Raw genomic sequence first — 25925 nt, forward strand, 5'->3', positions numbered from 1 at the left:
CTATCGTCGAGGGCATGCCTCGGTCATGGACCTTCGCGGTCGCGCGAAAAGATCTCGGTCGGACGACGCTCGTCGAGGGCGAAGTGCCGGAGGAGGGCGAGGTCGTCCTGAAGATCGACCGCGTCGGGCTGACCGCCAACAACATCACCTACGCGGTGCTCGGCGAGCAGATGCGCTACTGGGAGTTCTTCCCACCGGAGCCGCGCGGCCTGACCGCCGACTGGGGGCTGCCGCCGCTGTGGGGGTTCGCCGAGGTGGTCGCGTCCGCGGTGCCCGAGGTCAAAACCGGGGAGCGGGTCTACGGCTACCTGCCGCCGGCGAGCCACCTGGTGGTGCGGCCGGACCGGATCGACGACACCGGCTTCCGTGACGCCAGCGCCCATCGGGCCGATCTGCCGTCGCCCTACAACGTCTACCGGTCCACCAAGGGCGATCCGGTCTACCGGCCCGAGCAGGAGGACCTGCTGATCCTGTTCCGGCCGCTGTTCTACACCTCGTTCATGCTCGCCGACCAGGTCGCCGACAGCGACTTCTACGGCGCCGAGGCCCTCGTCCTGTCGTCGGCGTCGAGCAAGACGGCGTACGCCGCGGCGCTGGAACTGCAGGGCCGCGGCCCGCGCCTGATCGGGCTCACCTCGCCGGGCAACGTCGCGTTCACCCGGTCGCTCGGCTGCTACGACGAGGTCGTCTCCTACGACGACATCGGCGCGCTGGCCAACGTGCCGACCGGCTACCTCGACCTGTCCGGTGCGCCGGCCACCCGCGCCGCGCTGCGGGCGCACCTCGGCGACCGGCTGGTCCGGGACGTCGCGGTCGGGCTCACCAGCCAGGTCCCGAACGCGGCCGCCGCCGGCGAGGTCTTCTTCGCCCCGGTCCAGATGCGCAAGCGTCGCCAGGACTGGGGTCGCGACGGCCTCGAACAGCGGTTCGCCGAGGCCTGGCAGCGGTTCGCCGGGGTGGCGAGCGGGTTGATCGACATCAGCGTCGGGGAGGGGCCGGAGGAGCTGAGCCGGGTCTGGCTCGAGGTCCTCGACGGCCGCACCCCGCCGCGGGTCGGGCACATCATCCGGATGTGACGGCCAGGTGGTGCAGGACGCCGCCGGTCCACGCCGGGTATCCGGCGGCAAGAACGGAGGCGACGTCGGCGCCGGCCGGGTCGACGACGAGACCGGCGTCGATTGCCCTGCGGGCGGCGGTGGTCATGGCTTCCGGGTCGGGTCCGGCTTCCTTGAGCGTACGGATGAGGGAGCCGCTGCCCGCCCGGATGACGACCGGGATGCCGCCTTTCGCGCGGACCTCGGCGGCCGCGGTGCCGGGGGAGTCGCTGCGGATCTCGACGACCGGGGCGTCCGGCGCGAAGAACACGGCGGCCAGCGGATTCGCGACGACCTGCGGGAACTCGCTCAGGTCGGCCGGGTGCGATCCGTCCGCGGCCGGGGTGTCGGCGAGCGTGCGCATGGCGAAGAAGAGGTAGCTCAGGGCCGGAATTTCCGGGGCGCTCAGGAGCGTACGAAATGCGGCTGTCTCGATGGTGAAAGCATCTTCGGCCGAGGCTGTTGCGCTGCGGGAAGCCACGTCCAGCACCGCGGCCAGGGCGCGGACCGGTGAACCGGCCGAGCGGCGGCGCACCTCCTCGGCCAGCCCGGCCGGCTGCGCGGTGCCGCCCGGGATCTCGTAGCCGGGACGCTCCCAGCGCTGGGTGAACCACCCCGCCGGCTGGGCGAGCACCCAGGCCCGGGCGGCGGCCACCACGTCGTCGGCGAGCTCGTCGACCAGGCCCGCCGCCAGGGCCGACGAGGGGTGGAAGGCGGTGCCGGGGCCGACGATGTCGAGCACGGTCGCGGCGATGCCGGTCATCCGGGTCACCCGGACCACCCCGCCGCCACCGGGCATGATGCCCATCCCGGTCTCGGCGAGCGACCAGATCACCGACGGATCCACCGGCCCGACCCGGTAGTGGCAGGCCAGTGCGATCTCGAAGCCGCCGCCGAGCGCCGAGCCGTTCAGCGCGGCGGCGACCGGCCGGCCCAGCGTCTCCAGCCGGCGCGCCTGGTCGCGCAGCGGCACCAGCAGCTCGTAGGTCGCGGCCGCCTCGTCCGGGGTGATCTCGGCCGGGACGAACTCCGGGCCGGCGATGAACGAGCGCTTGGCCGAGGTGAGCACCACGCCGCGCAGCCGGTCCCGGTGGGCGGTCAGGTCGTCGAGGCAGGCGCCGAGGCCGTCGAGGTGCCGCCGGTTGAGCATGTTGGCGGTGCGGCCGGGATCGTCGAGGGTCACGGTGACCACGCCGTCGGCGTCCCAGACCCAGCGGACCGACCCGAACTGTTGGATGTTCGTCATACCGTCAGGCTAGGCGAAGGTATGATGAACGTCCAACGGTAGTCTGTGGAGCATGGCGAGCGACGACGATCCGGTCCCGGACATCTCCGGGGTCGCGCTGGTCGACGTGCTGCGGGCGGTCGCCGACCCGATCCGGCTGCGGATCGTGCAGACCCTCGCGGACGGCCGGCCGCACGCGAAATGCGGCACCCACTGGAATTTCGGCGTCCATAAAAGCACGATGACCCACCATTTCCGTACGCTCCGCGAGGCCGGCCTGACCCGCACCACGGTGACCGGCCGCACCCACACCATCGAGCTGCGCCGCGCCGAGCTGGAGACGCGTTTCCCCGGCCTGATCGACGCGCTGGCGACCGGGGACGCGGCGTAACCTGGGGTTTTCCGTTTGGCACACGGTATGGTGCCATTCTGGCTTGCTTGTGTGCCACGGCTGTGCCACGATGGCACACATGGACCTGACCCCGTATGTGAGCAACCTCGGCCGCGAGTTCGCCACGCTCGCTGAGGCCGGCGGCCCGGAATCGCGTGCGCTGGTCGAACGCCTGAGCGGATCGCTCGAATCGGCGATCCGGATCACCCTGCTGGACGCGCTGTCGGCCGCCGCCGACGAGATCACCCGGGACATGGCGCCCGGCTCGGTGGAGGTGCGGCTGCGCGGCCGCGAGCCGGGCTTCGTCGTGACCCAGCCGGCCGCCCCGGCGGCCGTCGAATCCGATGCCACCGACCGCGAGCCGGACGCCGACCTGGCCTTCGCCGAGGACGGCCCGGCCGCCCGGATCAACGTCCGCATGCCCGAGCAGCTCAAGGGCGCGATCGAGGAGGCCGCGGCCCGCGAGGGCCGGTCGGTCAACGCCTGGCTGGCCCGGGCGGCCGCGGCCGCCCTGCAGCGGTCCGATCCGCAGCAGCGCCCCGAGCCGCGCGCCGCCGAGAAGCGAAGCACCCAGCGGTTCACCGGATGGGTTCGCTAGAGCCCGTCCCACCAGCCAAAACACTTCACCTACTCAGGATGTGGGGACCACCATGCCCAAATTCGAGACGCCCGAACCGATCTCCGTCAATCTCGAGTTCGCCGCCGGCAGCGTGCGGATCGTCGCGAGCGACCGCACCGACACCGTCGTCGAGGTCCGCCCGGCCAACCCGGCCGAGGAGTCCGACGTGAAGGCGGCCGAGCAGATCCGGGTCGACTTCACCGGCGGCACCCTCCAGCTCATCGGCCCGAAGCGGGTCTTCGACTTCTCCCGCAAGACCCGGGCGGTCGAGGTGTCCATCGAGCTGCCCACCGGCTCGCAGATCGCCGCGCACCTGCAGTGGGGCGAGTTCCGCTGCGTCGGCCGGCTCGGCGAGTGCCGGATCAAGTCGACCGGCAACGTCGTGCTGGAGCGGACCGGCCCGCTGCACCTGCACACCGGGCACGGGCACATCACCGTCGACGGTGTCGCCGGCGACGCCGAGATCTCCACCGCCTCCGGGAAGATCCGGGTCGGCGAGATCGCCGGCGGCGCCGAGGTCAAGAACTCCAACGGCGACACCCGGATCGACGCGGTCGGCGGCGACGTGCGGGTCCGCAACGCCAACGGCGACATCGCCATCGAGCACGCCGGTGCCGGTGTCGACGCGAAGACGTCCAACGGCGGCATCCGGCTCGGCGAGGTGGTCCGCGGCTCGGTCGTGCTCGGCGTCGCGGCCGGCGACCTGGACATCGGCATCGCCGCCGGCACCGCCGCCTGGCTCGAGGTCTCCACCGGGTTCGGGCAGGTCCGCAACGAGCTGACCGACGCGCTCGGGCCGGACGAGGCCGACCGGACCGTCGAGGTGCGGGGCCGCACCGCGTACGGCGACATCACCATCCGCCGCGCCCGTTCGGAGGGACAGTCATGACGATCGCCGTGACCGGACTGCGCAAGTCGTTCGGCGACCAGGTCGTGCTCGACGGCATCGATCTGAGCGTGCCCGCCGGAACCGTCTTCTCGCTGCTGGGCGCGAACGGCGCCGGCAAGACCACGACCGTGAAGATTCTGTCCACATTGCTTGGTGCCGACGCCGGTGACGCCCGGGTCGCCGGGCACGACCTCGCCCGTGAGCCGGACGCCGTGCGCGCCGCGATCGGCGTCACCGGGCAATTCTCCGCGGTCGACAAGTTGCTCACCGGGGCGGAGAACCTGCGGCTGATGGCCGACCTGCACCACCTCGGCAAGAGCGCGGGCCGGCGGCGGGTCGCCGAGCTGCTCGACCAGTTCGACCTGGCCGAGGCGGCCGGCAAGCCGGTGTCGTCCTACTCCGGCGGCATGACCCGCCGGCTCGACCTGGCGATGACCCTGGTCGGCAGCCCCGAGGTGATCTTCCTCGACGAGCCGACCACCGGCCTCGACCCGCGCGGCCGCCGGGACATGTGGCAGATCGTCCGCGACCTGGTGGCCGGCGGCGTCACCATCTTCCTGACCACGCAGTACCTGGACGAGGCGGACGAGCTGGCCGACCGGATCGCGGTCCTCGACCACGGCCGGGTGGTCGCCGAGGGAACGGCCGAGGAGCTCAAGCGCCGCATCCCCGGCGGGCACGTCCGGCTGCGGTTCGCCGGCGAGCAGGACCGGGACGCCGCCCTCGGCATCCTCGGCGAGGCCTCGCGGGACAACGACGCGCTCGTCCTGCGGGTGCCCAGCGACGGCAGCCTGGGCGCGCTGAAGACCCTGATCGACCGGCTCGACGACCGGTCGGTCGCGGTCGACGAGCTGTCCCTGCACACCCCCGACCTCGACGACGTCTTCCTCGCCCTCACCGGCCGGCCCACCGACGAGAAGGTGACCCGATGACCACCCCCGCCCTGACCGTTCACCCGCTGCGCGACTCGGCGACGATGCTGCGCCGCAACCTCAAGCGCATGCAGCGTTATCCGTCGATGACCGCGACACTGATCCTCATGCCGGTCGTCTTCCTGCTGCTCTTCGTCTACGTGCTCGGCGGCACGCTCGGCGCCGGGCTCGGCGGCGGCCGGGCCGAGTACGCCAACTACGTGGCGCCCGCGATCATCCTGATGACGGTGATGTCGACGGTCCAGGGCACCGCGATCTCGATCGCGATGGACATGACCGAGGGCATCATCGCCCGGTTCCGCACCATGCACATCGCCCGCGTCTCGGTGCTGACCGGGCACGTCCTGGGCAGCATCCTCCAGGCGATGTTCGCGGTCGCGATCGTCACCGGTGTCGCGCTGCTGGTCGGCTTCCGGCCGCACGCCGATCTGCTCGGCTGGCTGGCCACGGCCGGTTTCCTGGTGGCGGTCGCGCTCGCCTTCGTCTGGCTGTGCGTCGCGCTCGGCCTGGCGGCCAAGACCGTGGAGACCGCGAGCAACACCCCGATGCCGCTGGTACTGCTGCCCTTCCTCGGCAGCGGCTTCGTCCCGACCGACTCGATGCCGGCCGGCCTGCGCTGGTTCGCCGAGTACCAGCCGTTCACGCCGATCATCGAGACCCTGCGCGGCCTGCTGATGGCCGAGCCGGTGGGCAACAAGCCGTGGATCGCCCTGGCCTGGTGCGCGGCTATCGCCCTCGGCGGTTACCTCTGGTCGAAGCGCCTCTACAACCGCTGAGGCGAGGCGTCCGGCCCCGTGGGGGACCGGACGCCGAAGCCTGTCCGGTCAGGCGCGGCCGAGGTGCCGGGCCAGGAACTTCTCGTCGAGGCCGAGCCAGCGCACGGTGCGGTGGTCGCCCGGGTTGGCGTGCAGCGTCTTCTCGGTCGAGGCGAACGCGTCGAACAGGTCGAGCGCGGACTGCCGGTCGACGTGCTCGTCGTCCCACGGGAGCAGGAACTGGACCGGGACGGTGACCCGCCGGGCGGTCTCGATCAGCGCCGGATGGGCGAAGAACCCGCCGCCGAAGACCGCGGCGGCGATCCGGGGGTCGGCCGCGGTCAGCGGGATCCCGATCGCGGTGCCGAGCGAGATGCCGCCGCCGTAGCCGATCGGCGCCGCCGGGCCGATCTCCGGCAGCTCCTGCAGAGCATCCAGAACTTCCTGCCATTCCGGTACGGCCTGCTCGGCCAGCCCGGTGCTGTAGCGGATGCTGACCTCTTCGAACCGCTTGTTGTCGCCGGCCATCACCGCTTCGCGGATATCGGTACGGGCCTGGTCGTCCACCGCACGGCGCGGGCGCTCGCCGTGCCCGGGGGCGTCGATGGCGACCACGGTGAATCCGGACGAGGTGACGGTGTCCCGGGCGCGGGCCACCAGGCCTGGTGCCTTCTTGTGCAGGCCGCCGCCGTGGCCCATCAGGACCAGGGCGGTGTGCTCGGCGGCGGGGGACCAGAGAACGCCGGTGATCGCACCCAGCGCGAAGTCGCGCTCGAGGATGCCGGCCGACGAGGTCTCCGCGGTGAACTGGAGCTTGTGCATGGTTGTTGCCTTTCGGGAGTGCCGGTGCGGCGCTCCCGGCGACAACTACGTCAGTCGCCCGACCGTGCAGTCGGAGAGCACCCATCGCATAACCACGGACATGGGTCTCACCTCCTCGCGTGCTGTCACGGCGGTCCGCATGCTACCTGCTCAGCGCGCGGCCCGCGGGACCGGCGTTGCGGCTCAGGTGGTCGATCATCTCCGCGTGGTGGGCCGGGTGATGCCGGCCGCGCAGGGCGTGCAGGCCGAGACCGGCCACCACCAGCAGTAATCCGAGTACGGTCTGCCACCACGTGATGAAGGCCAGTTGGGCGGCCGCGGTGAGCAGGCCCAGGGCCGGCAGCAGCGGGCCGCCGGGCAGCCGGATCCCGCCGGCCGCCGGGTCGCGCTGGGCCTTTACGGCCGCGGCGTTGACCAGCACCATGGCGGCGATCGCGGCCACGTTGCCGAGCGCGACGATGGTCTGGATGTCGCCGGTCAGCAGCAGGGCGACCGAGATGACCGCGCCGGCCAGGACGCTCACCGCCGGATGGCCGTGCCAGAGCCGGCCGGCCACCGTCGGCACCTGCCGGTCGGCGGCCAGCCGGACCATCACCTCGGAGCAGCCGAGCGTGTTCGCGTTCGCCGCCGACAGCGTCGAGATGAGCGCGCCGATCGGGATGAGGATGCCGCCCCAGCCGCCGATCAGGTTTTTCGCGGCGGTGCCGACGCTGGATTCGTCGTAGCCGGTGATGCCGCCGGCCAGCAGCGCGACCACCACGCCCGCGTAGATCAGGGCGACCACGCCCATGCTGATCAGGATGGCGAGGGGGATGGTCCGCTGCGGGCGGTCGACGTCGCCGGCCATGTTGGTCACCACGTTGAAGCCCAGGTAGGCGACGAACAGCAGGCTGCTGGTGGTCAGCACCGAGCCGGTGCCGTGCGGGGCGAACGGGGTGAAGTGGGCCCGGTCCAGATGCACGAAGGCGAAGACGATCAGCAGCGCGAGGATGGCGACCTTGACGCCGACCAGGGTGGTCTCGGCCCGGCCGATCAGACTCGCCGGGCCGAGGTTGAGGGCGGCGATCACCACCGCGGCGACCAGCGCCACCGCGAGCGGGGGCAGACCCGCGGCGAAGAAGTCGTGCAGGTAGCTGCCGAACGCGTTCAGCACGAACGCGACGCCGATCACGCCGCCCAGCCAGAACGCCCACGATGTCAGGAAGCCCAGTTGCCGGCCGAGGGCGGTGCCGACGTAGGCGTATCCGGAGCCGCCGGGCGGGGCCAGGCCGGCCACCACCGCGAACGACAGGGCGGACAGCAGCACCAGCAGGCCGGCCAGCGCGAAGGAGAGGATCGCGGCCGGGCCGGCCCGCTCGACGGCGAGGCCGGACAGGACGAAGACGCCGGCCCCGACCATCGTGCCGACCGCGAAGGCGACACACGTCAGCAGCCCGATCGATCCGCGACTCGTCGACACGGGCCGACCCTATCGGTCAGTAGAAGATCGAGCCGGGGACGATGCCGCTGCTGTCGTCCACGTCCCAGGCGAGTTTGTCGACCACCTCGGCGACGCCGGCGACCTGGCGAGCCCGGCGGGCCGCCTCGTCGGCGGCGGTGAAGCGGTCCAGGCGGCCGGTCAGCGTCACCACGCCGTCGGTCACCTCGACCGTGACGGCCGGGGGCACGCTCGCGGTCACGTCCTGCTGGATGTCGTCGTCCGGGCGCAGGTGCACCTTCAGCAGGTCGCCGCGGGACACCACGCCGATCAGCCGGCCCAGGTCGTCGATGACGGGCAGGCGCTTGACCGACTCCCGGTCCATCAGGCGGGCCGCGGCGGCGAGAGTGGTCCCGGAGAGGACGACCACCGCCGGCGTACTCATCAAGTCGTGGGCATTGCCGGCCAGAGCTTTGGTGCGCTCGCCGCGGCGGCGACGGCTCTCGAACATGCGCGGGTTCTCGTCTCCGGCGTACTCGATCTTGCGCAGTAGGTCTGCCTCGGAGACGACGCCGAGCACCCGGGCGAAGTCGTCGACGACCGGCACGGCGCTGAAGCGGTTGATGGTCAGCAGATCGACCACGGATCGGTAGGAGGCGGTCTCCTTCACCGACACGACCGCCTTGGTCATCACGTCGTCCACTTTCCAGGTCCTCATCACGGCCTCCATTCGTCAGCTTCGACGTTAGGAGCCGTCCGATCTGCCGGGCAGGGTCGTTCGGCCCCTGACGAGGGTCGGGACCTTCGGCCCGTCCGGCTGTGACCGTTCGCCCTGATCATCGGCGTCGATGCCGTTGAGGATGAAAGCGACACCCGAGAAGGAGCGCCCGTCATGAGCGGCAAGAAAATCATCATCGGCTACGACCGTTCCGCAGACTCCAAGGCCGCGGCGGCCTGGGCCCTCGACGAGGCCGGCCGGACCGGCGCGCCGGTCGAGTTCTTCTTCGCCTATGAGTGGCCGACCTGGGCCCCGGCGAACTCCACCATCGCGGCCCCGCCGGTGTGGCCCGGCGGCGAGACCGACCGGGCCGTCAACGGCATGCTCAACGAGGCCGTCGCCACCGCCCGGCTGACCCACCCCGAGGTCAGTACCAGCATCTCCATCGAGCGGGCGAGCGCCGCCGGCACGCTCATCGAGCGGTCCGCCGAGGCCGGCCTGATCGTGCTCGGCAGCCGCGGGCACAGCGCCGTCACCGGCCTGCTCGGCTCGGTCAGCGTCGCGGTCAGCGCCCAGGCCGCCTGCCCGGTGATCGTGGTCCGCGGCGACCAGCAGCCGGCCGCGCCGATCGTGGTCGGTGTCGACGACTCGCCGTCGGCGCAGGCCGCACTGGCCTTCGCCGCCGAACTGGCGGCCGCCCGCAACGTGCCGCTCCGAGTGATCCACGCCCGGCCGCCGGTGACCAGCCCGTGGGACTTCACCCCCGGCGAAGCCGCCTTCGACGCTGCTGACAACCCCCTCGCCGGCTGGGCGGAGAAATACCCGCAGGTCGAGTTCGTGGCCGAGGCGGTCACCGAGCACCCGGCGGCGGCGCTCGCCGCCGCGAGCACCACCGCTCAGCTGCTGGTGGTCGGCACCCGCGGCCGCGGCGCGGTGCGCGGCATGCTGCTCGGCTCGGTGAGCCAGCACGCCCTGCGGCACAGCGCCTGCACCGTCGCGGTCGCCCACTCCTGAGCAGGGCTTATTCGAAGAGCTTGGCTGCGGTGATCACCGTCTGGACGATGCCGTAGCCGAGCAGGACGGCGACCAGCAACCACGAGATCAGCAGGCGGATCGACGGGGTGTTCATGCGGCGGCCTCCTTCTTCAGCGGAGTAATGGTGCTGGGCGGCTCGTGGTAGCGGGCCGGCACCGGGTGGATCAGCAGGTTGGCGACGAAGCCGATGGCCAGGACGCCGACCATGGTGAACAGGGCCGGCTGGTAGGCCGACGACGTCAGGCTGCCGGGCTTGCCCTGGGCGTCCAGGAAGCCGTTGATGATCAGCGGGCCGGCGATGCCCGCGGCCGACCATGCCGTGAGCAGGCGGCCGTGGATGGCGCCGACCTGGTAGGTGCCGAACAGGTCGCGCAGGTAGGCCGGAACCGTCGCGAAGCCGCCGCCGTAGAACGACAGGATCACCCCGGCCAGCACCACGAACAGCGCCGTCGCGGCGTCGCCCACGGTGGCCAGCAACAGGTACATGGCCATGCCGGCGCCCAGGTAGAGCATGTAGATCGGGCGGCGGCCGAGCAGGTCCGAGGTGGACGACCAGACGAACCGGCCGGCCATGTTGAACAGCGACAGCACGCCCACGAAACCGCCGGCCGCCGCGACGCTCACGCTGGAGACGCCGCCGGAGCGGAAGAAGTCCTGGATCATCGGGCTGGCCTGCTCGAGGATGCCGATGCCCGCGGTCACGTTGCAGAAGAGCACGATCCACAAGAACCAGAAGCTGCGGGTACGGATGGCCTTCGCGGCCGACACCTGAGCGTTCGTGACCAGGGGCTTCTCGGCGACAGCGGCCGGTTCGAAGCCGGCCGGCCGCCAACCCGGTGCGGGCACCCGGATGTTGGCGACCCCGAACATCATGATCAGGAAGTACGCGATGCCGAGGGTCAGGAACAGCAGCACCAGCGCACGTCCGTCGGCGACCGAGGCGGCCACGCCGGAGTTGTAGCTCGGGTCGTACGCGGAAAGCAGCTGTCTCGAGGCCGGGCTCGCGATCAGCGCCCCGCCGCCGAAGCCCATGATCGCCAGGCCGGTGGCCAGGCCGGGCCGGTCCGGGAACCATTTGATCAGGGTGGACACCGGCGAGATGTAGCCGATGCCGAGCCCGATGCCGCCGATCACGCCGTAGCCGAGATAGACCAGCCACAGCTGTTTCGTGCCGATGCCGAGCGCGGCCACCAGGAAGCCGGTGGCCCAGAAACTGGCCGACACGAACATCGCCTTGCGGGGCCCGTTCGCCTCGACCCAGGTGCCGCCGAACGCCGCGGAGAGACCCAGCATGACGATCGCGATGCTGAAGATGATGCCGATCGAGGTCTGGCTGGCGTCGAAGTGCTTGATGAACGAATTCTTGTAGACGCTGGTCGCGTAGACCTGGCCGATGCACAGGTGGACGGCGAGCGCGGCCGGCGGAATCAGCCAGCGGCGGTAACCCTCGGGCGCGATGGTGTGCTTGCGGTCGAGTGCGGTGAGCAGGGACATCCCGGACTCCCAACCCCTCGTAAGGCATTGATGAACATCATCGGCCGGATCTTCCCGCTGGGCAACCCGGCGCTTCGTGCAAGTTCTGATGTATTGCCGCTGGTCAATATCGAGGGCTGATGCTTGAATCACGGGGAGGCTTCTGGGAGCGCTCCCAAACGTCCGGGCCTCGACCCCGTCTGGAGAGACTGCATGAGCGAACATCAGGCTGGTTGGCGGCGACTCGTCCTCGCCGCGCTGACCGCCACCGGCATCGCCGCCCTGGTCCTCGGTGCCCTGACCGGCCCGGCCTCGGCCGCCGCACCCGCGGCCGGGTCCACCGTGGCCGTCGGCTACGCGCACACCTGCGTGATCCCGGCCGACGGCACACTGTGGTGCTGGGGTGGCAACTACAGCGGCTCGCTCGGGGACGGCACCAGCGCGGCCCGGAGCACCCCGGTGCGGATCGGCACCGCCACCAACTGGGCGACCGTCGACGCCGGCACCACGCACACCTGCGCGACCCGCACCGACGGCTCGCTCTGGTGCTGGGGCAGCAACCGCCGGGGCCAGCTCGGCGACGGCACCACCACCAACCAGAACACGCCGACCCGGGTGGGCACCGCCACCAACTGGGCCACGGTCAGCGCCGGCGACGCGCACACCTGCGCGGTCCGCACCGACGGCACCCTCTGGTGCTGGGGCTTCAACCGGCTCGGGCAGCTCGGCACCGGCTCGTCGATCTACTACGAGACCGCCCCGGTGCCGGTCGACACCGCCACCACCTGGGCGAGTGTCACCACCGGTTACGCACACACCTGCGCGACCCGCACCGACGGCACCCTGTGGTGCTGGGGGGACAGCACGAGCGGGCAGCTCGGCGTCGGCATCCTCTACTACAAGGCCACCCCCGCGCAGGTCACCGGCACGACCTGGACCGGCGTCAGCGCCGGGTACGCCTACACCTGCGCCACCCGCTCCGACGGCACCCTGTGGTGCTGGGGGGAGAACGGTTACGGGCAGCTCGGCGGCACCAGCACCTACCAGACCCTGCCGCTGCAGACCGGCACCGCCACCAACTGGAGCAAGGTCGGCGCCGGCGACAACTCGGTGTGCGCCACCCGCACCGACGGCAGCCTGTGGTGCTGGGGCAACAACATGGCCGCCCAGCTCGGCGACGGCACCACCACCAGCCGGTACGCCCCGACCCGGGTCGGCACCGCCACCACCTGGTCCGGTGACTTCGCCGTCGACTACCACAGCTGCGGGCTGCGCACCGACGGCACGCTGTGGTGCTGGGGCAACAACGCGAACGGCCAGCTCGGCGACGGCACCACCACCCAGCGCTCCGCCCCGGGCCAGGTGACGCTGAGCTAACCCGCGTGGGCCCGGGACCGGCGGTGGGCCACCTTCTCGGCGTACATCTCCGTGTCGGCCGCCCCGAGCAGAGCGTCCGCGCTCGGGCGGTCGGTCGGGCCGCACGCCGCCAGCCCGACGCTGACCCCGAAGTGCAGGGTCTCGTCGTGCCATCGGACCGGCTGCTCGGCCAGGGACCGCAGCCGGTCCGCGAACGCCCGGGCGCCCGCCTCGTCGACGACCTCGGTGGCCAGCACCACGAACTCGTCGCCGCCGAGGCGGGCCGCGGTGTCGCCGGGGCGGATGGTCGCGGCCAGCCGGCGGGCGAACTCGACCAGGATCTCGTCGCCCGCGGCGTGGCCGTACCCGTCGTTGACCTGCTTGAAGCCGTCGAGGTCCAGATAGAAGACCACCGGACCGAACCCGGTCGCCCGGAACAGCTCCAGCTCCACCTGGGCGCGCAGCGCCGCCCGGTTGGACAGGCCGGTGAGCGGGTCGTGCTCGGCCTGGTGGGCCAGCGCCGACCGGATCCGTTCCTGCTCGCGGACCACCGAGACGAAGCGCACCAGGATCAGCGTGGTCAGCAGGGCGATCGAGATGAACAGCGAGACCCGGCTGGCGACCGTGCTGAACGCGTGCACACCGGACACCGTCGGCAGCACCACCAGCGCGATGCCGAGGAACACCACCCGCGCCGGGTGCAGCCGCTGATCGGTCTTGTTGTCCGGCACCGCGACCCGGGCCGCGTCCCGGTGCACCACGGCCGCCGCGAGCAGGCTGTTCGCGAGCAGCAGCAGCCCGTCGAAGCGGTCGGCCTGACCCGAGCGGGACAGGTCCGGGAACACCACCGGCAGCAGCGAGATGCTGATGTCCCCGATCAGCGTGAGGACCAGCGCGGTGACCAGGTAGCGGGCCGGGCCGCGGGTGGAGCCGGGCGCGAACACCAGGATCGCGGTGGCGGCGAAGAACATCACGTCGCCGAACGGGTAGAGCGCCCCGACGATCACCGGCAGCGACAGCGTCTGTTCCTCGACCGCCGGCAGGATCAGGAACTGCCAGAACAACCAGGCCACCACGGTGGTCATGGCGGCCGCGTCGAGCAGACCTTCGCGCAGCCGGCCGGGCGCCCGCAGCCGGACCAGCTTGACCATGCCGGCCACCAGGAACGGATAGCCGGACAGCCACAGCAGATCGGACGGGGTGACGTCGCCGAGCGGGCCGGCGAACCGGTCCAGCAGGTCGTAGAGGATGTCGCCGACCAGCCAGACGGTCAGCGCGGCGGTGATCAGCCGGTAGGCGCCGAGGCTCGGGCCGGAGATGTGGCGCAGGCCCAGCCACGCGCAGGCCACCACGACCGTGAAGCCGGTGAGGTAGGCGATGTGCGCGGCGTTGGTGCCGGGCGCGAAGACCGACACCGACCCGGCGAGCGCGGCGAAGACCGGCACCGCGGCGGCCGGGACCCGCCGGTCAGCCGGCGCGAACAAGGTCACGACCGTCCTGCTTGGCCCGATAGAGCCCCTCGTCGGCGCGGCCGAGCAGGGTCGCCAGGTCGTCGTCCGGCTTGAGGTCGGCGACCCCGATGCTGATCGTGACGGCCACCCGGCCGGCCGGCCCGCGGATGTCGAGTTCGGCGACGGTGCGGCGCAATCGCTCGGCGATTTCCATCGGGTCGCCCTCCATCTCGCTCATCACCAGCGCGAATTCTTCGCCACCGTAGCGGCACAGAGCATCGGGTTCACGTACCACCGCGCGGAGCGCTTCGGCCACTGCCCGGATCACCTCGTCGCCGATCCCATGGCCGTACGTGTCATTGATGTTTTTGAAGTGGTCGATGTCCACCATCAGCCCGGCGAGCGAGCGGTTGTTGCGCCGCGCCGTGGCCAGCTGGTTGCCGGCCCGCTCGGTGAAGTGCCGCCGGTTGAACAGGCCGGTCAGGGCGTCGGTGATGGCCAGCTGCTGCACCTGGGCGAACAGCCGGGCGTTGTCGTAGGCGGTCGCACCCTGCCCGGCGAGCGCGGCCGCGATGTCCAGCTGCGCGGCGTCGAACTCGGCGCCGCCGGCCACCAGCACACCGTGGGTGCCGCCGCGGGTGTTCAGCGGGACGGTCAGCCAAGCGGGCGCGCCGCCGAGCAGATCGGTGACGTCGGCGGGGGCATCCGCGGCGGTGCCGTTGCGGGGAACCGCGACCGCGCGGTCCGAGGGCGCGTCGACGATGTGCACGCTGTCCGCGCCGATCGTCCGCCGCACGAGATCGCGCAGCAGATCCAGGACCTGGTCGGGGTCGAGGGTGGCGGTCAGTTCCAGCATCGCCACCCGCAGCGTCTCGGCGGTGTCCCGCTGCCGGCGGGCCGCGTGCACGGCCACCTCGAGCTGGGCGGTCCGGGCGGTCTCCAGCGACACCGCGACCTGGCTGGTCACCGCGGCGAGGACGTCGACGTCCTGATCGGTGAAGACCCCCTTGGCGACCCGGCTGTCCAGGTAGACCACGCCGAGCAGACGGCCGTCCAGCTCCAGCGGGGCGATCATGATGCTGCGCAGGCCGTGCACGATGGCGCTCTCCGAGCCGAGCGCGGCGCCCTCGTCGCCGCCGGTGACCACGATCGGCTGCCGGTCCAGGCTTACCCGCTCGACCAGGCTGGCCGAGTAGCCGGTCAGCTCGGTCAGGTCGCCGTCGGCGGTGCGGCCGACGCTGAGCTGCAGCGCACCGTCCGCGCCGGTCAGGAACAGCACCGCGCGCTCGGCGGCGAACATGTGCAGGGTCTCGTCGAGGGCGATCCGGGCCAGCCGCTGCGGGTCGAGGACCCGGGCCGCGGCCGCGTTGACCTGCTGCAGCGCCTCCAGCCGGCGCCGGTAGCGGTCGGCACCGGCCGCTGACAGGCGCTGCCGCTGGGTGTCGTTGCGCCGATCCGGCACCACACCGGCGGACCGGTTGCCCCACTCCTGGTGGATCCACTGGGCCCGGCGCTCCCAGCCTTGCCGCTCGGCCAGCAGCAGCGCGAAGTCCGCCTGCTGCCGGCTCAGCTTCTCCTGCCCGGTCGCCCGCAGTGCCCGGGCCCGGACCCGGGCGGCCTCGTAGTGGGCGAGCGGCGCGTCCAGGCCGGCCAGCACCCGTTCGGCCCGCGCCAGCCGGGCCAGCGCGCGGTCCGGCCGGCCGGACAGCTCGGCCAGGTTCGCCTCGACGATCTGGTGGTAGGTGCGCAGTAGCGGGTCGTTGGCCGCCTTACCCAGCCGCCGGGCGGCCGCGGTGGCCGCGCCGAGCAGCTCCGGCCGGCGGCGAGCCTGGGTGATCCGGCCGAACGACTCGTACACGAAGATCATCCGATGGGTGCCGAAGAGTGGGCCCAGCGGAACGCCGAACCGGTCGAAGGCGGCCATCGTGTCGTCCAGCACCGTGCCCAACTCGTCCTGCTCGACGGCGATCTGCATCGCCGCGGTCAGGTAGTGCACCCAGTACCCGATGTCGGCGCCCTGCGGTGCCACCCCGGCCGGGATGAGCGGGGCGTCCGGCGTGCGGCCGAGGAGGCTGTGCGCCATCGCGGCGGCCAGGTCGTGCCCGATGAACGCGGCGGAACCGGACAGCCGGGACCGGCCGCGGGCGTTCCAGTCGAGCGCCTCCCGGGCGTACCCCTGGGCCAGTAGTTCGTGGGTGCGCAGCAGCGCCATGTTGGAGTAGTAGTCGAGCTCGATCCAGCGGCGTTCGGTCTCGATCAGCCGGCCCATCCCGGCCCAGGTCTTCTCCTCGCCGGCGGCCTTCGCGAACGCGTGCATCCAGGCCACCGTCGCCGACAGCTTCGGGTCGTGCATCGTCGCGGCGAGCGCCGCGCCGCGCCGGAAGATCCGGTCGCGCCGGCCCGTCAACTGCATGAAGCCGGCGAGCAGGCTGGTGCCGGTGTAGGCGAGGGCATACTCCGGTCCCGCGCCGAGACGATGCGCGGCGAGCGCCGGGCGCAGAGTCAGGACCGGTGCGAACTGCGGCTGCAGACCCATCGAGGCCACGGTGACGCCTGTCTGGCACAACGCCATCTCCAGCAGCAACCGTTCGGCCGCGGCGCCGGTGACCGGCTGCCGGCGCGGCCGGGGCACCCCGGTGAACACCCACCGCGCCAGCAGGCCGGCGGTCAGCAGGCCGAAGGCGGCCGGGTGGGTGGGCAGCGGCCGGCCGAGTTCGGACAGGCCACGATGGACGTACGTCATGGAGAGCTCGAGCTCCCAGCGGAGGCGGGCCGCGTTGGCCAGTTGCAGCAGCAGGGCGGCCCGGCGCAGCGGTTCCGTCTCCCGGGCCAGGGCCGGCTCCAGCCGCTCGCAGGCCGCCTCGGCCTGGCCCGCCGCGAGGTACGCGATGGCCAGCGCCTCGTCGAACCGGCTGTCCGGCACACCGCCGCCGGCCTCGGCGACCGCCACCGCGGCGCGCAGGAAGGAGAGGGCGGCCCGCGGCGCGTTCTCGGCCAAGGCGAGCTGCCCGGCGGCCCAGCCGGTGGCGATCACCCGGTCCGGGGTGCGGTCCCGCTCGCCCTGGGCGTAGTGGCCGGCCACCGCGTAGACGGCGGCCGGGTCGGTGCCGGCCCGGGCGTCGAGGACCTCGGCGATGCGCTGGTGCAGCCGCCGCCGGCCGGCCGGGTCGACCGCGGACAGCAGCGACTCGCGGATCCGGTCGTGCACGAAGGCGTAGCCGTCCGGGCCGGCGTGCAGCACCCCGCGCCGGGCGCCACCGGTCAGCGCCGGGCCCGGGTCGTGGCCGGCCACCTCGGCGAGCAGTCCGGCGTCGAACACCGAGCCGATCGCGGCGGCCGTGGTGAGAATCTCCACGACCGGCTCGCCGAGCCCGCCGATGCGAGCCAGCACCAGCTCGAACACGTCGGTGGGCAACTCGATCGACTGCAGCCGGCCGGTGTCGAGCTGCCAGCCGCCCCAGGACGGGCGCAGGGCGCCGGCGTCGACGAGCGCGTGCAGGTATTCGAGGGTGGTGAACGGGTTGCCGCCGCCGCGGGCGGCCAGCTCGGCCATCACCCCGGCGCTGACCGCCGACCCGGCCAGGTAGCCGGTCACCAGCTCGGCGATGCTCGCGTCGGGCAGCCGGCCGACCCGCACCCGCAGGTCGATCAGGTCGCCGAGGGCCGCGTCGAACGGCGCGACCGGGTCCGGGTCGTCGTCCCGCGCGGTCGCCAGGATCAGCAGCGGCGCGTCCGCGAGCTCGTCGGCGAGCCGGCGCAGCACGGCGCTGCTGGTCGCGTCCAGCCACTGCACGTCGTCGATCACCAGCAGCAGACCGCCGCGCCGGGTGGCCAGCGCGGTCAGGAACGAGGCGACCGCCGCGGCGAACTGGTCGTGCCGCTCGTCGGCGGCCAGCCGGGGTGCGTCCAGCATCAGCGCCAGCGTCGGCGACAGCGGGCGCAGCAGGCCGGCCCCGACGCCGGCCGCCTCGCGCAGCGCCTCGACGGCGGCCCCGCGCTGCTCGGCCGGCAGGTTGTTGATGGTGCGGAGGTAGCCGTCGATCGCGGCCCGCAGCGGCGCCAGCGGCAGCGCCGAGTCGTCGTCGCACTTGCCCGCCAGCACCAGGGCGCCGGCCGCCCGGGCCGCGTCGCCCAGCTGGGCGGCCAGCACGCTCTTGCCGCTGCCCGCGGAGCCGTGCAGCAGGACCGCACCGCCGCGGCCGTCCCGGGCCCGCTGCCAGCGCTCGGCCAGGGCGGCCCGCTCCCGGTCCCGGCCGACCAGCCGGGGCCCGTCACCGGCCGGCTCGGCGGTCAGCTCCTGGGCGGTCTGCACCCGATCGTCCGGATCCTTGGCCAGCAGCCGGCCGATCAGCTCGGCGAGGTCGGCGGGCAGGTCCGGCCGCCAGGAGCGGGGGTCGGGGGCGGGCGTGCCGGCGTGCAGGGCGAGCAGCTGCCCGACGTCGTCGGCGCTGAACGGCAGCCGGCCGGTCGCGCTCTGGAACAGCACCACGCCGAGCGAGTACAGGTCGGCCCGGCCGTCGACGGCCCGGGTCAGCATGCCGGTCTGCTCGGGGGCGGAGTAGTTGAAGGTGCCGATCACGGCCTCGTCCGGCGAGATGCTGGAGCGGGCGGCGGCCAGCCCGAAGTCGATCAGCCGGGCCCGGCCCGAGCCGGTGATGATGATGTTGGCGGGCTTGATGTCGCGGTGCACCAGGCCGGCCCGGTGGGCGGCGGCCAGCGCGCCCGCCACGTCGGCGGCCAGCCGGCGCAGCTCGATGTCGGTCAGCGGCCCGGCGGTCAGCCGCTGGGCGAGGGACTGCCCGTCGACGAACTCCAGCACCAGGTAGGGCGTCCCGTCGGTGGAGCCGGCGTCGAACACCCGCGGCACTCCGGGGTGATCGAGGCGGGCCAGCAGGGCGGCCTCGCGCTGGAAGCCGGCCGCCGCGGTGTCCGCGCCGGCGTCGCGCAGCACCTTCAGCGTGTAGTCCACGCCGTCGCGCCGGATCCGGTACACCGCGGTCTCCGCGCCGCGCCCGAGCTCGGCAACGAACTCGACGTCGTCACCGAAGCCCTCGGGCAGGCGGACCGGTGGCGCATACGCTGTCTGTTGCCGCTCGTTCACGGCGTCTTTTTCGACCGCGCCGGTCCGGACCTGAACAGACGTATGGTCGGACGTTTTGCCGGACCGGCCCCGCCGCTCCGCCGCGGCGGGGCCGATTCCACTATCCGCCGGCGCCGTAGACGCCGACCTCGACGGTGTCGACGTACGAGCAGCCGCTCAGGTCGCTCGGGCAGCTGCCGCCCTCGTCGGCGACCTGGGTGCCGAGCATCGTGTAGCGCACTAACCGCACGCCGGTGGTGCCGGCCGACAGCGGCACCGCGGTGGCCCGGTCCCGGTCGGCCGGGCCGAAGTGCCCGCTCGCGGCCACCGTCCAGGCGGTGCCGTCCGGCGACGTCTCCACCCGGTAGTCGCCGGTCGACGCGCTCGCGTCGTCACCGCAGTTGCCGGTCGGGTTGATCTCGACCGAGGTCAGGTCGATCGCGGCCGGCAGCTGGACGGTGATGAACCGCGGCTCGATCGCCGTGCCCTCGGTCAGCACCGCGTCGGTGCTCCAGCCGCTGCCCGGCGACATGTCGATCGCCTGGCCCGGGCCGCAGCCGTACGCGGTGTAGTCGTCACCGCTGAAGTCGACCAGCTGCGCACCGCCCTGGGAGGCGGCCCAGTCCCGGCGGACCGCCCAGTCGACCGTGCCCGGCTGCTTGGTCACGGTGACCGTCCGGACCTGTCGTTCGTACCCGTTGCCGCTGGCGGCCACCTTGGGATACGTACCCAGGAAGACGTTCTTGATCTGGTAGTTGCCGGCTGCGTCGGTGACCGCGGCGTAGGAACCGGCGAACCCGGAGCTGTGCCCGCCGAAGGTGACCGCGACCCCGGCCGCCGGAAGCCCGGTGTCCCGGTCGGTGACCACGCCGGCGATCGAGCTCTTGGGCGAGCCGGCCGCGGGCGGCAGCGCGAAGTCCTCGATCGGCTCGGTGTCCGAGCCGTCGACCGTGGCGGCGAAGAAGCCCATGCCGCGCTTGGCGAAGACCTTCCAGATGCTGCCCTGGTGCTTGCCGCCGGCCACCACGCGGTCGGCGATCAGGATCGCGTTGCGCATGTCGAGGTACGACGGGTCGGCGGGGGAGAGCTCCATCGCCCGGGTGACCAGCGACTCGGACAGCCGGTAGCCGAGCGCGGTGCGCAGGTCCCACAGCGTCTGCGCCCAGATCTCGCCGTCCGCGTGCACCTCGGCGCCGCGCCGGGAGATCTTGCCGAAGTCGCCGTATGTGTATCCGCCGGTCCCGGCGGTCGCGGTGCCCGGGCAGACGGTCGCCGGAGCGCCGACCGTGCAGTCCAGCGGCTCGGTGCGGATCGTGTTCGCCCCGGCCGTCGTGTACTCGAAGACGACCAGCTCGCCCGGCTTGGCGGTGTCCTTCTCCAGGCCTTCCTTCTGCAGGTAGTCGTAGGCGTACCAGTCGCTCCAGGCCTCACCCATGGCGCCGGACTGCGGCCCGTTGAGGGTGGAGACGCCGGCCGCGTCGACGACGAGCCGGTTGGACAGGCCGTGGGTGTACTCGTGGTAGACCGAGGACGCCTCGTTGCCGGTGTCGGACGGCACGTACGGGTCCTCGTCCGGGGTGGTGTTCGCGGCCGGCTGCAGGTACATCTGCATGGTCGGCGGGGTGCCGTCCGGCGGGGTCGCCATGTTGGCGTTGTCGACGTGCGCGCCGTCCGGGAAGCCGTTGTCGGTGTCCGCCCCGTCCAGGTCGTTGACCTCGACCTGGTCGCCGTCGCGGGTCTCGAAGTTGCCGGCCGCCCGGGTGAACCCGATCGGCGCGGCCAGCAGGTGGTCGTGGAAGACCGAGGTGAAGTAGAGCAGCTGGGCACCGTCCATCGCCCGGTTCGCCTGCCACGAGTACGCCACCGCCGGGTCCCACGTGCACCGGAACTGCGCCGAGCACAGCGGCCCGGTGAACTCCTTGAACGGGTAGGTGAAGTGACCGGGCGAACTCGGCCCGACCTCTTCGCCGGCGTCGGCGACGTCGTTGTCGTTCACGTCCGAGAACACGTGCGACGAGTTGCCGGTCAGCGTCGTCGCCGACGGCGAGATCCAGCTGCCCAGGGAGACCCGCCGCTGCTTGCCGCCGGCCGGCGCGCCCGGGTAGTTGTCCCAGACCAGCGCGTCCGGCCCGGTGTCGTGGTCGGTGAGGCTCTGCCGGTAGAGGATCCGGCCGCTCGCCGCGTCGACGACGTGCAGGTAACCCGACTGCATGGTGAGCGTCTGATAGCCCAGCCGCAGCCCGCCGCTGGTCGGGAAGGCCACCAGGTGCGCCGTGTCGCTCGGCGTCGACCGGGTCTCCCGGGCGTCCCGGCGGGCGGTGTCCAGGGCCTGGCTGCCGGTCAGCTTCGCGCCGGCCAGCCCGGCCGGCACCTGCCGCACCGGCGAACCGGTCACCTGGATCAGCGCGCCGTTCCTGGCGACGTCGGCCCGGATGCCGTTGCCGAACACCGGCACGTCGCCGACCTGCTGCCGGAAGCTCAGGTGGTGGGTGCCCTCGATGTCCACATAGTCACGGCCGAGCTTGAGCGTGGCCGGGTCGACCCCGAACAGGTCGGCGTGCGCCGTGAGGTAGTCGCGGGCGATCCGCACGGCCGGCTTCCGGGACGGCCCGGTGAGGAAGCCGTCCAGCTTGGCCACCTGCCGGGGGGTGCCGGTCAGCGCGTCCATGTCGACGATGCCCTGCAGGCCGAGCGCGGCCCGCATGCTGCTGACCGCGGCCGGCGGCTTGGCCGCGAGCAGGGTCGCCGTGGCGTCGAGCAGCCCGGCGGTCGCCGGGTCGTGCCGCGCGTCGTAGTCGGCCGGGACAGGGGTCTTGCCCGGCGCGGGAGTGGGGTGGGGTGCCGCCGTCGCCGAGCCCGCGACGGTCACGGCCGGAACGAATCCGATGGCCAGGACCGCGGTGGCGGCGAGAAGCGTACGTCTGAGGTCGGTCGTCACCGCGCCAGCCTGGCAAAGCCATCGACCGCTATCAACAGCGGGATCACGATCAATTTCGATACGTGCCACGATGGCGGCTGGTTCCTGGCTTCGACCCTCCTGAATGGAAGGACGTGACATGACCCTTGCCCGACCGCTCCGCCGGGCTCTTGCCGTTCCGGCCGGTGTCCTGCTGGCGCTGGGTGTGGCGGTTGCCCCGGCTGCCGCGACCGCCGGCCTGCAATGGGCCGCCTGCACCGAGGCAGCGCTGGCCGGTTTCGACTGTGCCACCCGTGAAGTGCCGCTCGACTACGACAAACCGCGCGGCGCCACCACCACGATCGCGCTGGCCCGCCGGCCGGCCGACGACCCCGCCCACAAGATCGGCACCATCTTCCTGAACCCCGGCGGCCCGGGCGGTGCCGGTCGCGGCATGGTCACCGCGGCCCCTCGGATCGTCGCCCCTGATGTGCTCGCGCGTTTCGACCTCGTCGGCTTCGATCCGCGGGGGATCGGCGCCAGCGATCCGGTCCAATGCTTCCCGACCGATGCGGAGGCCGCGGCGCTCTTCGCCCGGATGAAGATCGTGCCGCTGTCCAAACCCGAGATCAACAGCACGATCCAGGCCAATCTTGCGTACGCCGATGGCTGCGCCCGTAACGCCGGGCCGCTGTTGGAGCACATGAGCACGCTGAACGTCGCCAAGGATCTCGACCAGCTGCGGGCGGCGGTGGGTGATCGCCAGCTCAACTACATCGGCTACTCGTACGGCACGCTGATCGGCGCCACCTACGCCAACCTGTTCCCGGGCAACGTCCGGGCCGTGATCATCGACGGCAACGTCGACCCGGACCAGCGCACCAACCACCGGATGGACAACAAGTTCGAGCGGGCCGGCGGCTTCGAGATCGTGCTCGGCGGCTTCCTGGCCGAGTGCGACAAGGCCGGCGTCGCGAGCTGCGCGTTCGCCGGGGGCGCCCGCACCAAGTTCGACGCCCTCCGTGACCGGCTCCGGCAAGGGCCGGTCGACGTGCCCGACCTCGGCGGCACGGTGACCATCGACGACCTGACCGACTTCATCTCCGGCACGATGTACAACATCGCGTCCTGGCCGAGCGCCGCGGTCACGCTGCAGGTCGCGTACGACGGGATCGTCGGCGGCGGCACCGCACCGGCCGCCCTCGCCGCCCGTCCGTTCCCGAAGGCGCAGCCCGGCCCGGGGTGGTCGGCGGACGACTACGCGTTCAACGGCAACGACTCGTTCCTCGCGGTGAACTGCGCGGACACCCGGGTGCCGCGGGACCCGGGCGCCTACCCGCGGATCGCCGCCGACTTCGAGCGGGCCAGCCCGACGTTCGGGCGGGCTGAAGCGTTCGGCGAGGTGGCCTGCGCCAACTGGCCGCGGATCACCGAGCGCTACCACGGGCCGTGGAACGCCCGGACGGCGAAGACGGTGCTGGTGGTCAACCCGACGTTCGACCCGGCCACCCGCTACGACTTCGCCGAGCGGATGACCGGGGAGCTGGGCAATGCCCGGCTGCTGACGCTGGACGGGTACGGCCACACCACCCGCTACAGCGCGTGCATCACCGGCTGGTACAGCAGGTATCTGATCGACGGCGCGCTGCCGCCGGTCGGCACCCACTGCACGCAGGATCGGGCGCCGTTCCCGGCGGTCTCGTAACCGGCCGCACGGCGGCCGCGGGGTGACCCCTGCGGTCGTTGTGCGCTGGTGGGACGGCTGCGCTTCCCGACGGACCGGGCGTACCAGTCGAATTCCGCTTTTCGGTCATTTCATGAATTGTCCGGGTTGCCTATCGTGGGAGGGACCGACGATGGAGGAACCCCCATGACTCAGGACCGCCGCAGGACCCTTCGTGCGACGCCCGATCGCCGGAGCACCCTCCCCGGTCAGCCGCGCCGGCTACCCCTGGTCAGCGTGGTCATCCCGACGCTGAACGAGGAGATGAACCTGCCGCACGTGTTCGGCGCGCTGCCGGCCGGCCTGCACGAGGTGATCCTGGTCGACGGCGGTTCGGTCGACAACACCGTGGCGGTCGCCCGCGAGCTGCGGCCCGACGTCGTGGTGGTGCAGCAGACCCGTACCGGTAAGGGAAATGCTCTGGCCGTGGGTTTTGCCGCGTGCACCGGCGACGCCATCGTGATGATCGACGCGGACGGCTCCACCGACCCGGCCGAGATCACCCGCTTCGTCCAGGCGCTGATCGACGGCGCCGAGTTCGCCAAGGGCTCGCGCTTCGGCAAGGGCGGCCACAGCCACGACATCACCCCGCTGCGCCGGGCCGGCAACAAGGGCCTCAACCTCTTCGTCAACACGCTGTTCGGCACCAGGTTCACCGACCTCTGCTACGGCTACAACGCGTTCTGGCGGCGCGCGGTGCCGGTGATGGAGCTGCCCGCGACCGACCTGCCGCGGCCCGCCGACGGCCGCAAGCTGTGGGGCGACGGCTTCGAGATCGAAACCCTGATCAACATCCGGGTCGCGTCCAGCGGCATGCGGGTGAAGGAGGTGTCGAGCATCGAGCACCTGCGCATCCACGGCACCAGCAACCTCAACACGTTCCGCGACGGCACCCGCGTGCTGCGCACGATCCTGAGCGAGTTCCACCGCCGCGCCGCCAAGCGCCGCGCCGAGGCGAAGGCCCCGCGCCCGCAGATCGTGCCGGTCCTGGCCGTCCCGGGCGGCAAGTGGTACGGCCAGGTGGACGCCCTGCTGACCAGCGAGGAGCAGGCCGCGGCCTAGTGCGGAACGCCGGCGGCCGCGGTGACGATGCGGGATTTGTCCGGCGCGGGGAGGGTCAGATCAGGCTGTCGTCGAGCTTGCCGCGGAGCTTGGTGAGGGCCTTGGTGAGCAGCCGGGAGACGTGCATCTGGGAGATGCCGATCTGGTCGGCGATCTGCGACTGGGTCAGGTTGCCGTAGAAGCGCAGCGTGACGATCTTCTGCTCGCGCTCGTCGAGCAGGGCCAGCGCCGGGCCCAGGCTCGCCCGCAGGTCGACGGCGTCGTAGTCGTCGGCCTTGTCGCTGATGGTGTCGCCGAGCTCGGTGTTGCCGTCGGCGCCGATCGGGGTGCTCAGCGAGGTGGTGTTGTAGGCGCGGGCGCCCTCCAGGCCTTCGAGCACGTCCTCCTCGGTGATGCCGAGGTGCACCGCGATGTCGGCGACCAGCGGCGGCCGGCCCAGCTGGTGGGTGAGGGTGCTGTTCGCCTCGGAGATCTGCAGGCGCAGCTCCTGCAGGCGGCGGGGCACCCGGATCGACCAGGTGCGGTCGCGGAAGTGCCGCTTGACCTCGCCGACGATGGTCGGGATCGCGAAGCCGGCGAAGTCGACGCCACGGCTCGCGTCGAACCGGTCGACCGCCTTGATCAGCCCCATCGTGGCGACCTGGACCAGGTCGTCGGTGGGCTCGCCGCGCCCGGTGTACCGGTTGGCGAGGTGCCGGGCCATCGGCAGCCAGGCCTCGATGGTGCGGTCCCGCAGGGCCGGGCGGGACGGATGACCGACCGGCATCGCGGCCAGCGCGTTGATCAGGTCGCCGGCGACGTCCGCGGCGCGCTCGCTGGTCAGCGTGTCACGCTCGGTGGTGGTCGACCGGGTGGTCGTCGCGACAGGTGTCGTGGTCATGGGTGGGCCTCCGATGCTCCTGCCAGCCCGGTTATCCGTTCGGCGTCAAGACCATAACCGAACGGTCCAGCAAATGCTAGCCGAAAGTATGAGTCACGCTCAGTATT

20 protein-coding genes are annotated in these 25925 nt (G+C 72.2%); 10 read left to right on the forward strand and 10 right to left on the reverse strand.

Going from position 1 to position 25925, the window contains the following annotated elements; all coding sequences use genetic code 11:
• The first annotated feature begins 14 nt into the window (after window positions 1–14).
• The gene (locus tag Adu01nite_RS13330; RefSeq protein ID WP_203726931.1) at window positions 15–1076 is read left to right on the forward strand and encodes a DUF2855 family protein; all 1062 of its coding nucleotides are present in this window, start codon (window positions 15–17) and stop codon (window positions 1074–1076) included.
• On the opposite strand, the gene Adu01nite_RS13335 is transcribed toward Adu01nite_RS13330, so the two are convergent.
• Window positions 1063–2340 (reverse strand): enoyl-CoA hydratase/isomerase family protein, encoded by a 1278-nt coding sequence (locus Adu01nite_RS13335; protein WP_203726932.1) that lies wholly within the window; start codon window positions 2338–2340, stop codon window positions 1063–1065. The genes Adu01nite_RS13330 and Adu01nite_RS13335 overlap by 14 nt on opposite strands.
• A gap of 52 nt (window positions 2341–2392) precedes the next feature.
• Here Adu01nite_RS13335 and Adu01nite_RS13340 point away from each other — a divergent pair, with 52 nt between their 5' ends.
• The 5 genes from Adu01nite_RS13340 (at window position 2393) to Adu01nite_RS13360 (ending at window position 5926) form a co-directional block, all read left to right on the forward strand.
• Complete coding sequence (locus Adu01nite_RS13340; RefSeq protein WP_203726933.1) at window positions 2393–2710, forward strand: ArsR/SmtB family transcription factor; 318 nt, start codon at window positions 2393–2395, stop codon at window positions 2708–2710.
• 79 nt (window positions 2711–2789) lie between these two features.
• Window positions 2790–3308: an Arc family DNA-binding protein gene (locus Adu01nite_RS13345; protein WP_203726934.1), complete on the forward strand. Its 519-nt coding sequence runs from the start codon at window positions 2790–2792 to the stop codon at window positions 3306–3308.
• 52 nt (window positions 3309–3360) lie between these two features.
• Complete coding sequence (locus tag Adu01nite_RS13350; protein WP_203726935.1) at window positions 3361–4218, forward strand: DUF4097 family beta strand repeat-containing protein; 858 nt, start codon at window positions 3361–3363, stop codon at window positions 4216–4218.
• Window positions 4215–5150: an ATP-binding cassette domain-containing protein gene (locus Adu01nite_RS13355; RefSeq protein ID WP_203726936.1), complete on the forward strand. Its 936-nt coding sequence runs from the start codon at window positions 4215–4217 to the stop codon at window positions 5148–5150. The genes Adu01nite_RS13350 and Adu01nite_RS13355 overlap by 4 nt, the downstream gene beginning before the upstream one ends.
• Entirely contained in the window at window positions 5147–5926 is a 780-nt protein-coding gene (locus tag Adu01nite_RS13360; protein WP_203726937.1) for an ABC transporter permease, read from the forward strand. The genes Adu01nite_RS13355 and Adu01nite_RS13360 overlap by 4 nt, the downstream gene beginning before the upstream one ends.
• A gap of 48 nt (window positions 5927–5974) precedes the next feature.
• Here the strand turns inward: Adu01nite_RS13360 and Adu01nite_RS13365 are convergent, their stop codons facing one another.
• From Adu01nite_RS13365 to Adu01nite_RS13375, 3 genes are all read right to left on the reverse strand, one after another.
• Window positions 5975–6727, reverse strand: coding sequence for an alpha/beta hydrolase (locus Adu01nite_RS13365; RefSeq protein WP_203726938.1), 753 nt, complete (start codon window positions 6725–6727; stop codon window positions 5975–5977).
• Window positions 6728–6869: 142 nt separating this feature from the next.
• The gene (locus tag Adu01nite_RS13370) at window positions 6870–8186 is read right to left on the reverse strand and encodes an APC family permease (protein ID WP_203726939.1); all 1317 of its coding nucleotides are present in this window, start codon (window positions 8184–8186) and stop codon (window positions 6870–6872) included.
• A gap of 16 nt (window positions 8187–8202) precedes the next feature.
• Window positions 8203–8862, reverse strand: coding sequence for a CBS domain-containing protein (locus Adu01nite_RS13375; RefSeq protein ID WP_203726940.1), 660 nt, complete (start codon window positions 8860–8862; stop codon window positions 8203–8205).
• Between the two features lie 174 nt (window positions 8863–9036).
• Between Adu01nite_RS13375 and Adu01nite_RS13380 the strand changes: the two genes are divergently transcribed.
• The gene (locus Adu01nite_RS13380) at window positions 9037–9876 is read left to right on the forward strand and encodes a universal stress protein (RefSeq protein WP_203726941.1); all 840 of its coding nucleotides are present in this window, start codon (window positions 9037–9039) and stop codon (window positions 9874–9876) included.
• Between the two features lie 7 nt (window positions 9877–9883).
• Here Adu01nite_RS13380 and Adu01nite_RS49105 read toward each other — a convergent pair whose 3' ends face one another.
• Together Adu01nite_RS49105 and Adu01nite_RS13385 are read right to left on the reverse strand one after the other, a co-directional pair.
• A complete protein-coding gene (locus Adu01nite_RS49105; protein WP_438871076.1) occupies window positions 9884–9991 on the reverse strand; it encodes an MFS transporter small subunit in 108 nt (35 codons plus the stop codon).
• On the reverse strand, window positions 9988–11391 hold the full coding sequence (locus Adu01nite_RS13385; protein ID WP_203726943.1) for an OFA family MFS transporter: 1404 nt from the start codon (window positions 11389–11391) through the stop codon (window positions 9988–9990). The genes Adu01nite_RS49105 and Adu01nite_RS13385 overlap by 4 nt, the downstream gene beginning before the upstream one ends.
• 192 nt (window positions 11392–11583) lie before the next feature.
• On the opposite strand from Adu01nite_RS13385, the gene Adu01nite_RS13390 reads away from it, so the two are divergent.
• Entirely contained in the window at window positions 11584–12747 is a 1164-nt protein-coding gene (locus Adu01nite_RS13390) for an RCC1 domain-containing protein (RefSeq protein ID WP_203726945.1), read from the forward strand.
• Here the strand turns inward: Adu01nite_RS13390 and Adu01nite_RS13395 are convergent.
• From Adu01nite_RS13395 to Adu01nite_RS13405, 3 genes are all read right to left on the reverse strand, one after another.
• Window positions 12744–14216, reverse strand: a complete 1473-nt coding sequence (locus Adu01nite_RS13395) for a GGDEF domain-containing protein (RefSeq protein WP_203726946.1) — start codon at window positions 14214–14216, stop codon at window positions 12744–12746. The two genes, Adu01nite_RS13390 and Adu01nite_RS13395, sit on opposite strands and share 4 nt — an antisense overlap.
• Complete coding sequence (locus Adu01nite_RS13400) at window positions 14194–19278, reverse strand: diguanylate cyclase (protein ID WP_203726948.1); 5085 nt, start codon at window positions 19276–19278, stop codon at window positions 14194–14196. The genes Adu01nite_RS13395 and Adu01nite_RS13400 overlap by 23 nt, the downstream gene beginning before the upstream one ends.
• A gap of 100 nt (window positions 19279–19378) precedes the next feature.
• Entirely contained in the window at window positions 19379–22195 is a 2817-nt protein-coding gene (locus tag Adu01nite_RS13405) for a M36 family metallopeptidase (RefSeq protein WP_239132367.1), read from the reverse strand.
• Between the two features lie 118 nt (window positions 22196–22313).
• Here Adu01nite_RS13405 and Adu01nite_RS13410 point away from each other — a divergent pair, with 118 nt between their 5' ends.
• Both Adu01nite_RS13410 and Adu01nite_RS13415 read left to right on the forward strand, forming a co-directional pair.
• Window positions 22314–23858 carry an alpha/beta hydrolase gene (locus tag Adu01nite_RS13410; RefSeq protein WP_203726950.1) on the forward strand — a complete coding sequence of 515 codons (1545 nt, stop codon included), beginning with the start codon at window positions 22314–22316 and terminating at the stop codon, window positions 23856–23858.
• Window positions 23859–24023: 165 nt separating this feature from the next.
• Window positions 24024–24938 carry a glycosyltransferase family 2 protein gene (locus tag Adu01nite_RS13415; protein ID WP_203726952.1) on the forward strand — a complete coding sequence of 305 codons (915 nt, stop codon included), beginning with the start codon at window positions 24024–24026 and terminating at the stop codon, window positions 24936–24938.
• Window positions 24939–24993: 55 nt separating this feature from the next.
• On the opposite strand, the gene Adu01nite_RS13420 is transcribed toward Adu01nite_RS13415, so the two are convergent.
• The gene (locus Adu01nite_RS13420; RefSeq protein WP_203726953.1) at window positions 24994–25818 is read right to left on the reverse strand and encodes an RNA polymerase sigma factor SigF; all 825 of its coding nucleotides are present in this window, start codon (window positions 25816–25818) and stop codon (window positions 24994–24996) included.
• Window positions 25819–25925 lie beyond the last annotated feature (107 nt).

It is taken from the genome of Paractinoplanes durhamensis (genome assembly GCF_016862175.1).
In the GTDB taxonomy this organism is placed as follows: Bacteria; Actinomycetota; Actinomycetes; order Mycobacteriales; family Micromonosporaceae; genus Actinoplanes; species Actinoplanes durhamensis.

Excerpts from the sequence above, each read along its gene's own strand:
- Adu01nite_RS13330 (WP_203726931.1), top strand. The coding sequence starts at position 15 with ATGCCTCGGTCATGGACCTTCGCGGTCGCGCGAAAAGATCTCGGTCGG.
- Adu01nite_RS13335 (WP_203726932.1), bottom strand. The coding sequence starts at position 2,340 with ATGACGAACATCCAACAGTTCGGGTCGGTCCGCTGGGTCTGGGACGCC.
- Adu01nite_RS13340 (WP_203726933.1), top strand. The coding sequence starts at position 2,393 with ATGGCGAGCGACGACGATCCGGTCCCGGACATCTCCGGGGTCGCGCTG.
- Adu01nite_RS13345 (WP_203726934.1), top strand. The coding sequence starts at position 2,790 with ATGGACCTGACCCCGTATGTGAGCAACCTCGGCCGCGAGTTCGCCACG.
- Adu01nite_RS13350 (WP_203726935.1), top strand. The coding sequence starts at position 3,361 with ATGCCCAAATTCGAGACGCCCGAACCGATCTCCGTCAATCTCGAGTTC.
- Adu01nite_RS13355 (WP_203726936.1), top strand. The coding sequence starts at position 4,215 with ATGACGATCGCCGTGACCGGACTGCGCAAGTCGTTCGGCGACCAGGTC.
- Adu01nite_RS13360 (WP_203726937.1), top strand. The coding sequence starts at position 5,147 with ATGACCACCCCCGCCCTGACCGTTCACCCGCTGCGCGACTCGGCGACG.
- Adu01nite_RS13365 (WP_203726938.1), bottom strand. The coding sequence starts at position 6,727 with ATGCACAAGCTCCAGTTCACCGCGGAGACCTCGTCGGCCGGCATCCTC.
- Adu01nite_RS13375 (WP_203726940.1), bottom strand. The coding sequence starts at position 8,862 with ATGAGGACCTGGAAAGTGGACGACGTGATGACCAAGGCGGTCGTGTCG.
- Adu01nite_RS13380 (WP_203726941.1), top strand. The coding sequence starts at position 9,037 with ATGAGCGGCAAGAAAATCATCATCGGCTACGACCGTTCCGCAGACTCC.
- Adu01nite_RS49105 (WP_438871076.1), bottom strand. The coding sequence starts at position 9,991 with ATGAACACCCCGTCGATCCGCCTGCTGATCTCGTGGTTGCTGGTCGCC.
- Adu01nite_RS13385 (WP_203726943.1), bottom strand. The coding sequence starts at position 11,391 with ATGTCCCTGCTCACCGCACTCGACCGCAAGCACACCATCGCGCCCGAG.
- Adu01nite_RS13390 (WP_203726945.1), top strand. The coding sequence starts at position 11,584 with ATGAGCGAACATCAGGCTGGTTGGCGGCGACTCGTCCTCGCCGCGCTG.
- Adu01nite_RS13410 (WP_203726950.1), top strand. The coding sequence starts at position 22,314 with ATGACCCTTGCCCGACCGCTCCGCCGGGCTCTTGCCGTTCCGGCCGGT.
- Adu01nite_RS13415 (WP_203726952.1), top strand. The coding sequence starts at position 24,024 with ATGACTCAGGACCGCCGCAGGACCCTTCGTGCGACGCCCGATCGCCGG.
- Adu01nite_RS13420 (WP_203726953.1), bottom strand. The coding sequence starts at position 25,818 with ATGACCACGACACCTGTCGCGACGACCACCCGGTCGACCACCACCGAG.